Consider the following 8048-nt stretch of genomic DNA (forward strand, 5'->3'; position numbering starts at 1 on the left):
CCGCGAAACCCTCACCCTCGGCTACGCCGGCGCCTACTCCAGCTTCCTGCGCCACGCCGAGACCGCCTCCCGCCAATACGGCATCGACGTACGCACCCTCCTGCTCGAAGTCGGCCGCCGCCGCCTTGTCGGCGGCCAGGAGGACATGATCGTCGACATCGCCCTCGACCTGCTCGACACCCGGTGAATCTCTCTGATGGTCCACAAGCAGCCCCAACAGCTTGCGCAGCCGGGGGGCCGCGCATGGCCGTTCTCCGGATTTCGAGTCGCCGGACGCGCCGGAAATGTGCTAATCCTCGGGGATGCCTGACGAAGGTGATCTTTACCTCGGGCCGTCGGATGACCATGGCGACGCCGTCACCGCAGTCGCGGTCTCCCCGGACGGACGGATGGGGGCGACCGGCGCGCGCTCAGGCGAGATCCGGCTGTGGGATCTGCGCCATGGCCTGCTGAGCGCCTATGTGGGAGGGCTGCAAGGCGGACCTGTGGACAGCGCCGCGTTCATCGGCGACGCCAGGCAGCCCAAGTTACTGACCACAGGCCCGTCGGCCTCGCTGTGGACGGTGGCCGCCGAGGCCCTGGAATGGCGGCAGCTCCCTTGGGACGGCGGGCGGCTCCTCACGTCCTCGGACCGGGAGGCCGTGCTCAGGCAGTGTGGAGACCTTCGCTGGTTGGGCGTCTTCGGCCCCCTCTACGGCTTTATCAAGCATTACTCCCCGGCGACGCTGGGGTGCACCGCCTCCGGCCTGATCGTCGTGAGCACTGACGAGGGCCTGGTCAAGGCCTGGCGACGGCCTCCCGAGGAGAGACAGGAAGGCGACGCCGGGCTCGTGTGGGCCTTCGGCGGAGGTGATGCGGCGGATCAGCGGCTGATGCGCTGTTGCGACCAGTGGCGGCTCGTGGTGTCCCCGCGGCGCGGCCGGGTGGTCGTTCTCGACGCGGAGACCGGGGCGGTCGTGACAGCGTTCGTCCCGCCCGCCAGGCCGACGGCGATCGCGGCGCATCCGGACCGGCCGCTGGTGGTGCTCGGCGGGCGGGACGGCTCGCTGTCGTGGTGGGATGCCCGCTCGGGGCACTGCCTCGGGCGCGTTCAGGCGCATACCGGCCGCGTCCGCGCTTTGGCACTCGCCACCGGCACCGATCTGGTGATGTCGGTTTCCCAGGATGGAACGGCCGCGCTCTGGCGGCTGCACGATCGTGGACCCGTCGGCCGCTTCGCGCCCCCCACGCCCGCCGGCCCCCGGGAGCTGACCCAGGTGGCCGGTACGCCGGACGGGCGGTGCTGGCTGGTCGGCGGGCGCGGCGGCCAGGTCCACGTTCTCCACTGGTCCGGCCACGCCGGGCTCGTGCCGCAGCGCATCGGCCGCCCCTCCTGGGTGATGGGCGGCAGTGACGTGGAAACCCTGCTCGACGACGTCCGCCACCACTGGGACGACGGCCCGGCGAGTCTGGCCGCAGTCCGTGAGCTGGCCTCGGGCGACCTCGACCAAGCCTGGCACGGGACGGCGGTGGACGCGCTGGCGGACCTGATCGTGAACGGTGCGGACCCGGCGGCTCGGGAGGCCGCGGTGATCGCGCTGGCGGAGATCGACCAGGGCAGGGCCACCACCGTCCTCTCCCAGATGTTCGATCGCCACGACGGTCACGGCTCCGCCGGGCGGTTGCTGGCGTACTTCACCGGTGAGGACGCGTCCACGACGGAGGAGCTCGTCGCGAGCCTGCCCGGGACCGACAGCTTTCTCGGTGTGCTGACCTCGGCCGCCTTGGGCGAGCGGGGCGCTGCCGCGGTCCCGGCGGTGCACGCGGCGCTCCGCGCGTTTCCCCTCCCGGCCCGGGACGACGCCGACCACTGGTTTCGTGATGAGTCGACCAAGTACTGGCTGATGTACGCCCTCAGGCGGTCCGGTGCGGCCGCGGCCCCCGCGACGCCGACCCTGCTGTCCGTGCTGGAGGACGAGGAGATCTACCGGGACACGCGGCACCAGGCCAAGGCGGCGCTGCAGGCGATCGGTCTCCCGGAGACGGCCGACACGATCGTCGCTGAGGTCCGGCGACGGGCCGACCTCGCCGTCCACGGCAACAACCGCGCGGACGACGAGGACGACGAGGCGGAAGGCTTCAGCCTCCTGCTCGATGTGCTGCTGGGCATGCCGCCCACGGCTCTGGCGGCTGCCCGCGAGGTCGGACCGGCACTGGAGGCGGTGCGGCGCCGCTTCGGCGACGGCATCAGGACGTACGAGGAAGACGGCGAGATCCGCGAGTACACCCTCGTTGAGATACGGCTCACCGACCACATCGACGAAAAGATCGCCAAGCAGATCAAGGGGTGAGGCAGCCCGCGGACGGTGACCTCGGCGACTGTCCAGTAGGCCGGGTGCCGTGATCATGTGACAGGGCGCCGTAGCCAGATCTCGAATCGAGACGACATCGAGGACCTGCGGAAACAGCTTCCGGATGATGGGTGAAGTTAAGAATAGTTGACATCACGTTCGCTGCGCTTTACGTTTGGTCGTGTTAAAGATTCTGTACACGGGAGGCGAGATGTCGTATGAAGAGAAGCGGGCATGGGTCTACGCGGCGGTCGCGGTCGTGGTGCCGGTGGTCTATGCGGTGACCATGTTCGGGCGGTTGGCCGGCACCGACGTCACGCGGATCTCCTACGCGCTGCCGCTGCTGATCGCCGCCGGCGTAGGAATCGTCGCGAACATGCTGACCACCATGCTGATCGGCGCGCCCAAGGGGGCGCGACACAGCGACGAACGGGACGCCGACATCTTCCGGCACGGCACGCACGTCGGATACTTCGTCCTGGCGACGGGTGTCGTCGGGGCGTTTCTGCTGACGCTGGCAGGGGCGGCACACTTCTGGATCGCCAACGCGCTGTATCTGGCCTTCGTGCTGGATGCGCTGGTCTCCTCGATCGTCAAGATCGTCGCATACCGCCGGGGTTTCTGACCATGCCCAAGCCCACCAAGATCACCAACTCGCTTCGCTACCTGCGGTTCACCTCCGGCGAGATGACCCAGGCGGATCTGGCGGCCCGCGTCGGCGTCACCCGGCAGACGATCATCGCCATCGAGCAGGGGCGTTACTCACCCTCGCTGGAAATGGCCTTCCAGCTCGCTCGGGTGTTCGGGGTGCCTCTCGAAGAGGTCTTCCAGTACCCCGACGCCGAAAGCTGACCGCCGCGACGCCCGATTCCCTCAGTAAACGCTGTGCAGGCCCGAGAGCAACAGCCGTACCGAACTCCACTGAGAAGGGACACCCCCCATGAAGGCAGTGACCTACTACAAGTACGGCGCCCCGGAGGTCCTGGGCATCGAGGACGTGCGGACCCCCACTCCCGGCGACAAGAACGTCCTGGTGAAGATCCACGCTGCGGTGGTGACGGCGAGCGACGCCACCTTCCGTGCCGGCGACCCCTTCTTCTCGCGGATGTTCACCGGTCTCGTCAAGCCGAAGGCCAGGACACTGGGCGGCGAGTTCGCCGGTGAAGTCGTGGCGGTCGGCAAGGACGTGACCCGCTTCTCAGTGGGCGATCGAGTCTTCGGGGACACGGGTCCGGCCTTCGGTGCCCACGCCGAGTACGTGTGTGTGGGCGAGGACGGGGCCCTGGCGGTCATGCCAACCGGCGTGGACTACGCCGAGGCCGTCGCCGTCATGGACGGCGTGCTGACGGCCCTGCCCTTCCTCCGGGACAACGCACATCTGCAGCAGGGCCAGGAGCTCCTCATCAACGGCGCCGCCGGCAGTGTCGGCGCGGCCGCGGTGCAGCTCGCCAAGCACTTCGGGGCGCGGGTCACCGGGGTGTGCAGCACCGCCAAGCTGGAGCTGGTCAAAGCGCTGGGCGCCGACGAGGTCATCGACTACACCAAGGGAGACTTCACCCGCCCTGGCCGCACCTACGACGTCGTCTTCGACGCCGCAGGCAAGAGCTCGTTCTCCCGGAGCAAACGCGTGCTGAAGAGCGGCGGCGTCTATCTTTCCACCACCCCCTCGCCCGGCATCTTGCTGCAGTCGTTCTGGACGCGGCGATTCGGTGACAAGCGGGCGGTCATCGCGTTCACCGGCCTGCGCCCCACCACCGACAAGGCCGCGGACCTGCGTTTCCTCACCCAGATCACCGAAGCCGGCCAGATGAAGCCCGCCATCGACGGGCGTTACCCGCTCGCGGAGGCCGCCGAGGCGCACCGACGCGTCGATTCCGGCCGTAAGCAGGGCTGCGTCCTCATCACCATGGACCACGATGACAACTGACCTCGGTTCAGCTCCCCTGCGACATGGGAGAGGGGCGGGTACGGCCTTCAACCCGCAGGTTCCGGGTTCGAGCCCCAGGAGCCCTACCACCAACGACCGGGGCGGACTCCCCGATCGTCATGATCAGAAAGCCCGCCCGGTTACATTTCCGGTTGCAGTTGGCCCCAGCCCGGCCGATCCGCCGCGGTGGCAGCCGCCGACGCGTCGAACCGTGCAAAGATCCACGGCAACCCGCGGTTCGTTCAACTGCCGCCGGTCTTGCTGAGGGTCGTGCTCGGGCTGCTCTGCGGCTGGTGCTTCTTGCAGGTTTCCTCGGCCTTCTTGAACTCCGGAGTGTTGGCTTCGTCCTTGTTCACGACGGCGCCCTCTGTGCCGGGGTCGGGGAACGACGGCACGCCGTTCTCGCGCATGCACTTGGCGTAGGCCGCCGGATCGCCCTCGCCCTTCGGCGCGAAGGACACACTGCCCCCGCCAGGCTCCTGGCCACCTCCACAGGCCGCGCCGGTCAATGCGAACGCGGCCAGCGCGACGGCCGCCATGATGCTCCTGCGCGAGCGCTTCTGACCGAGGATGCTCTTCATGTCGATCTCCATCGTGTGTCGGTATGTGTGTTCGGGCGGGGATTCAGGATTTGGCGCAGGCCTCAGGGCACAACTTGGCCTCGGGGTAGCTCGATGATGGTTTGTCCAGGATGGGCTGCGGCTGCGACTTCAGGTGCTGGTCGAGGAAGGCCGCCACGTACGCACGGGCGATCTCGACGCCGCGCGCCGCGGGCAGGACGCCGTAGACGGGTTCGATGCCGAGGGAGGGCCCCAGGAGCGGGATGTCGGTGAACGACTGGTGGTCCGTGTCCGTCACCACCATCCAGCGCTTCCACCCGGTCAGCAGCTTCCAGTCACGTTCCCATGAAGCAGCGTCGCCACCGGGGACATGCTGCTCCGAACCGATGAACATGAACGGCCGGGAGAGCCCGCTCTTGGGAATCCGGGTGTACGTGCTGCCGTTCATGTCGATCCCGGCGCGTATCCGGGAGTCCTCCAGCATGGCCGCGATCGAGCTGGCCCCGCCGATCGACTGGCCGACCATCGCGATTCTGGACCGGTCGATCAGGCCGGAACCGTCCCACTTCGCCGGCAACTGGTCGAGCACGAAGGAGACATCGGCCGCCCGGCCCTGAACCACCCTCGGACCGAAGCCCGGGTCGGTGTCGGCATCGCACGCGATGCATTCGGCGACCCGCCCGTCGGACAGGGTCGTGGCGTGGCTCTCGTAGGTGTGGTCGATGCCGACGACGACGTACCCGCGGCTGGCCAGGTCCTCGGCCAGGGACGTGAGTGAGCTCAACGGCTTGGTGAAGCCGGGCGAGAGCACCACCAGCGGAAGCTTCTCCCCCGCGGGTTCGGCGTCCTTGATGGCGTTCGTCCGCGTCTTGGTCAGCGAGTCGTACGGCATGCCCGCGATCTCGGAGCCCTTCAGGAAGAACTCCGACTCCTTCGGCGTCATGTACGGCGCCCGCTCCCCGTCCTTCTGCTCGGTCGGATACCACAGGGTGACCTTGAGCTCCCTGGCGTCGACGTCGAGGTTCCAGGGATCGGGACGTGACTCGTCGGTCACATGCAGGATCGTGGTGCCGACCGGGTGGTCGCCGGTGGGCGCGGGCAACACGGCCGGACCGGTGGGCGTCGGCGACGGGCCGGCCGCCGAGCGCGGCTGTGCGGGGGCGGAGCAGGCGGACACGGCGAGGACGACCACTACCGCGACCGCTGCCAGAATCTGTCTCATTGAGAGGTCCATTCACTTCTCCAGCAGAGTCAGCGCCTTGGCCAGGGCCGGGTCGCGCCCGGCGGCGGCGTCCTCGGGGGTCAGGGGCACGTGGTGGTCGGGCGGCACGCCGATCCGGTCGAGCGTCTCGCGATCGGGCCCGAGGTGGTGCCTGGTGGGGAAGGTCAGCATGGTGTTGTTGCTGAGCTGGAACGGCTCCGAAGGACCGGAGATGACACCGGCGGTCCTGGTGCCGACCAGGTGGCCGAGACGCAGGTCCTTGACCGCGGAGCTGAAGTGCTCGCACGCCGAGGCGCAACTGCGGTCGGTGAGCACCGCCAGCGGCAGCTTGAGCAGCTCGACGGTGTCGTCGGTCCGCAGGGCTTCGCACTTGGCGTCCACCGTGCACAGGTAGGCGGTGACCTTGCCATGGACGAACGCGCTCACCAGCCGGATCGCCTCCGGGGCGCTGCCGCCGCCGTTGCCCCGCAGGTCGAGCACGACCCCGGTGAGCGTCCGGCCGGCGCGCAGCCGGGTGATCGCCTTGAACACCCTGTCCGCCGCGTCAGGAGCGAACCCGCGCACCCGTACGTAGGCGACGCCGTCGTCCATCAGCTTCGACGTCACCCCTTGCAGGGCGGCCAGATCCCGCTCGTAGACGCTGGGCTTGAGCGTCACACTCCAGCGGCGTCCGGTGCTCTGCCGCAGAAGCCGCAGCTCGACCGCGTCGGCCTGGGGGTACTGCCGGTAGAGAGTGGCGATCGCGGGAGTGGGCTTCCCATCGATGAAGGGCGCCGATCCGTCGATCGATTCGATGATGTCGCCCGGACGCACTCCGGCGGCCTGCGCCGCGCCGCCCTCCACAGAGGTGACGAACAGCGGGGGGACGGCGGCGCCGGGGTTGCCGTTCACCTGCGGGCCGTTGACGTTCGCCTGAAGGCCCAGGCCGTAACCGTCACCGTCGTAGTAGTCGGGGGGCGCCCCTCCGACGTTGTGCATCCATCTGGCGTGATTGTCGTCGAGGCTGGCCACGACGGCCTCCAGGGTGACGACGGCCAGCTTGTCACGCAGGTCGGGGACCTGATCGGTGACCTTCCGGTAGACCGCCTCGAAGGCGGTCCAGTCCGACTCCCTGTCACCGGTCAGCGCCGGCATGGTCGCCTCGGAGACATCACGCCCGTTGAGGTTGAGTTCCCGCGTCAACGCGACGAACCCGGCGGTCAGCAGCGAGCGGGCGTCCAGCGTGGCACCGCTGTAGTAGTTGCCGAGGATGCAGAAGTACGCCTGCTCGATGACGTCGATCGTGGTGGGCGTCTGCGCCGGGAGGCGGCCCTGGGGCTTCGCGCAGACCGTGCTCGCCGCCGTGCTCGACTCGCTGCGCGGCGCCGCCGGCGCCGTGCAGGCCGCGACCAGCAGGAGCGCGAGCCCGGCGGCCGCGGCCCTGATGGCGGTCATGACAGGCGCCTCCTGATCCACCAGAACGACAGCCACGTCAGGCCGGCGGTGAGCAGGGCGTAGATCCCGGTCTCGATCCACTGGAACAGCCAGAAGCGCTCAAGGGGCTGGTAGGTCACCTGCTGCCGGTAGCCGAGCCGGTTGACCTCGCCCAGGCAGCCGTCCCCGGCGCCCGCCGCCGCACTCCCCGGCGCGCAGGGTCCCGACGTCGAGGAGACGTTGACGACGGCTCCGGAGCCGCCGCTGCCGCCGGAGGCCACCTTTCCGGTCGGGTCGAGCAGCTCGCTGGACAGGACCCAGGCACCCGGCTGGTCGGGAACGGCCTCCCTCAGGTGCAACCGCGGGGCCGCGCCTCCCTCCCGGGGGATGCTGAGGCTCTCCATGTTCGCCATGCCGAGCTCGTAGGTCGCGGTGATCGGGGCCATGAGATGGGGACGGACCATCGTCGGCAGGGCGAGCTGGATCGCGGCGAAGACGGCCAGGGTGAGGGCCATGGCGGGCAGCGTGCGGCGTACCAGCATGCCCATGGTCACGCCGAGGGCGAAGGCGAAGGCTGCGTATCCCATCGGGGCGAT

At 69.1% G+C, this 8048-nt stretch carries 7 protein-coding genes and 2 pseudogenes; 5 read left to right on the plus strand and 4 right to left on the minus strand.

Annotation, left to right across the window (positions count from 1 at the left end; translation table 11 throughout):
- From ABD844_RS38190 to ABD844_RS38210, 5 genes and pseudogenes are all read left to right on the plus strand, one after another.
- Positions 1-187: pseudogene (locus ABD844_RS38190) on the plus strand (4-hydroxy-2-oxovalerate aldolase); the annotation flags it as partial.
- Positions 188-302: 115 nt separating this feature from the next.
- The gene (locus ABD844_RS38195; RefSeq protein ID WP_344889361.1) at positions 303-2330 is read left to right on the plus strand and encodes a hypothetical protein; all 2028 of its coding nucleotides are present in this window, start codon (positions 303-305) and stop codon (positions 2328-2330) included.
- 211 nt (positions 2331-2541) lie between these two features.
- Positions 2542-2955: a hypothetical protein gene (locus tag ABD844_RS38200; RefSeq protein ID WP_344889364.1), complete on the plus strand. Its 414-nt coding sequence runs from the start codon at positions 2542-2544 to the stop codon at positions 2953-2955.
- 2 nt (positions 2956-2957) lie between these two features.
- Positions 2958-3182, plus strand: a complete 225-nt coding sequence (locus tag ABD844_RS38205) for a helix-turn-helix transcriptional regulator (protein WP_344889367.1) — start codon at positions 2958-2960, stop codon at positions 3180-3182.
- An 88-nt stretch (positions 3183-3270) separates the two neighbouring features.
- Positions 3271-4257, plus strand: a complete 987-nt coding sequence (locus tag ABD844_RS38210; protein ID WP_344889370.1) for an NAD(P)-dependent alcohol dehydrogenase — start codon at positions 3271-3273, stop codon at positions 4255-4257.
- Between the two features lie 242 nt (positions 4258-4499).
- On the opposite strand, the gene ABD844_RS38215 is transcribed toward ABD844_RS38210, so the two are convergent.
- The 4 genes and pseudogenes from ABD844_RS38215 to ABD844_RS38230 form a co-directional block, all read right to left on the minus strand.
- A complete protein-coding gene (locus ABD844_RS38215; RefSeq protein ID WP_344889373.1) occupies positions 4500-4850 on the minus strand; it encodes a hypothetical protein in 351 nt (116 codons plus the stop codon).
- A gap of 31 nt (positions 4851-4881) precedes the next feature.
- A complete protein-coding gene (locus ABD844_RS38220) occupies positions 4882-6039 on the minus strand; it encodes an alpha/beta hydrolase family protein (RefSeq protein ID WP_344889375.1) in 1158 nt (385 codons plus the stop codon).
- Between the two features lie 12 nt (positions 6040-6051).
- Positions 6052-7473 (minus strand): S41 family peptidase, encoded by a 1422-nt coding sequence (locus tag ABD844_RS38225; protein ID WP_344889378.1) that lies wholly within the window; start codon positions 7471-7473, stop codon positions 6052-6054.
- Positions 7470-8048: pseudogene (locus ABD844_RS38230) on the minus strand (ABC transporter permease); the annotation flags it as partial. The gene ABD844_RS38225 and the pseudogene ABD844_RS38230, both read right to left, overlap by 4 nt.

Origin of the sequence: Nonomuraea antimicrobica (genome assembly GCF_039536965.1) — a bacterium.
Taxonomy (GTDB): Bacteria; Actinomycetota; Actinomycetes; order Streptosporangiales; family Streptosporangiaceae; genus Nonomuraea; species Nonomuraea antimicrobica.